Genomic DNA, 1908 nt, shown 5'->3' with positions numbered 1-1908 from the left:
TTTTTGGAACAACTTTTAAAAATACAAAAAATTTTACCCCAAAAAACTTTTTTCCCTATTTTTAATGCTCTCAAAATCCAAACACAAGAAAATAACTTAATTTTAGAAGCTAATAATGGCAATATTGCAATTAAAATAGAAATTAAAGATGAAAGTTTAAAAATTAAAAAACAAGGTAAAATTGCTTGTTTAGGGAGATATTTTATTGAAATAATTAAAAAAATTAGTGATTCTTTAATTAAAATTACTGTAATGGAAAATAATTTTTTAGTAATTAAAACTAGTTTTTGTGAATATAAATTAAAATTAATGGATGTTTGTGATTTTTTAGAACTTGATTTTTCTTTCCAAAAATTAGATTCTTTTCAAATTGAAACTCATTTTTTAAAAAATATGATTAAAGAAATAAATATTTCTACTTCTAAAAATGAAAAAAGACCTATTTTAATGGGACTTAACTTGATTTATCAAAATAACCTTTTAAAAGCTTGTGCTACTGATTCTTTTCGAATGAGTCAAAAAAAAATCAATCTAGATATTGAATATCACAATTTTAATATTGTTATTCCTAATAAAAGTTTAGAAGAATTAAGTAAAATATTAGAACATTGTCAAAGTAAATATTTAAAAATTTATTCTGATACTCAAAAAATCTTTTTAGAAATTGATAATTTATGGTTTCAAACTTCACTTTTAGAAGGAAATTATCCCCAAATTCAAGAAATTAAACTTACAAATTTTCCTTTTTCTATTCATTTAAATAAAGATGATTTAATGAAAGCCTTAGAAAGAGTTTCATTGTTGTTTTCCAAAGAACAAATAAGTACTAATGTTATTAAATTTATTTTAACTAAACAAAATTCAATTGAAATTTCTTCTTCTAGTGAAAGTTTGGGAACTGCTTTGGAAAAAATTATTCCTTTAAAAGTTAGTGCAAATAGTTTCCAAATTGCTTTTAATGCTAAATATTTAGAAGATGTTTTAAAAGTTTTATCAGTTAAAGAAGTAGTTTTTTATTTTGATAATCCCTTAAAACCATTTATTATTACTACTTTGGAAAAAGATAGTTCTATTCATTTGATTCTGCCTATTCCTTTCGAAAATGATTGATATTGTTATATAATGGCAAGATAATAAAAAGAACAGTGTTAATCTTAATTGTCTAAATAAATGAAACAGTTAGTTATTAATTACTAAAAATGATTTAATATTTAAACCAATATATTTCTTTTAGTTCTTTTTCAATTTCTTTTTTAAGGTTTTTAATGCATTGTTTTAATATATTTTGTTTATTTTGTTGGTTATAATTTTTGTTATCTTCTGTTACTTTTTCTTTGCTCCAAGTTAAAAATGAACTATACTCTCTTTCAATGTTTGGAAATATGTTTTTTTCATTTCTTGTTTCATATTTAGCTACACAATTATCCCATGACATGCTTTTTAAATCATTTAATATTTCTTCAACAATTCTATCAAATTGAATTTGGGTAATCTCTTTGCGATTACTTTCAAATGTATTTAATGTATTTGTATTTTGTTTTGTTTCTGGTTTTGGATCTTGCCAAAAAGTTGTTATCTCTAAACTAGAAGATGACGATTTATTTTTTGATGGTTTATTTTTTGATGGTTTTTGTTCAGATGGTTTGGTTGTTGTTGTTTTTATTTGGGATGGCACTTTGTTTGGTTTTTTAAAATATTGATATAAAAGAAAACTGCAAACACTCAAAAAGCAGCAATAAATAAAAATAGTTAATATTTTTTTACATTTTGATTCATATTATTTTATTCCTTGCTTCCTTTTGAAAATTGTTTTCTTTTTTAAAAAATATTTTATCCCTTACTTTTATTTTGCTTGTTTTTTTTGCAAGAAAAATACTAAGTAATTATAATTTTATTAAGTAAATTTAT

Annotated in this window: 2 protein-coding genes; one reads left to right on the top strand and one right to left on the bottom strand. The window is 21.5% G+C overall.

The genetic code is table 11. The annotated features are described in order from the left end of the window. Nucleotides 1-1110 (top strand): DNA polymerase III subunit beta (gene dnaN, locus OL66_RS00620; protein WP_238568766.1); only part of this gene is annotated, 1110 nt, incomplete at its 5' end. Nucleotides 1111-1204: 94 nt separating this feature from the next. Here dnaN and OL66_RS00615 read toward each other — a convergent pair. Continuing rightward, complete coding sequence (locus OL66_RS00615) at nucleotides 1205-1675, bottom strand: hypothetical protein (protein ID WP_156956341.1); 471 nt, start codon at nucleotides 1673-1675, stop codon at nucleotides 1205-1207. Between the last annotated feature and the right edge of the window lie 233 nt (nucleotides 1676-1908).

This window comes from Chrysanthemum yellows phytoplasma (genome assembly GCF_000803325.1).
GTDB classification, from domain to species: Bacteria; Bacillota_I; Bacilli_A; order Acholeplasmatales; family Acholeplasmataceae; genus Phytoplasma; species Phytoplasma asteris.
The sequence above is the reverse complement of the archived record's forward strand: the minus strand, read 5'-3'. Positions and strand labels throughout refer to the sequence as shown.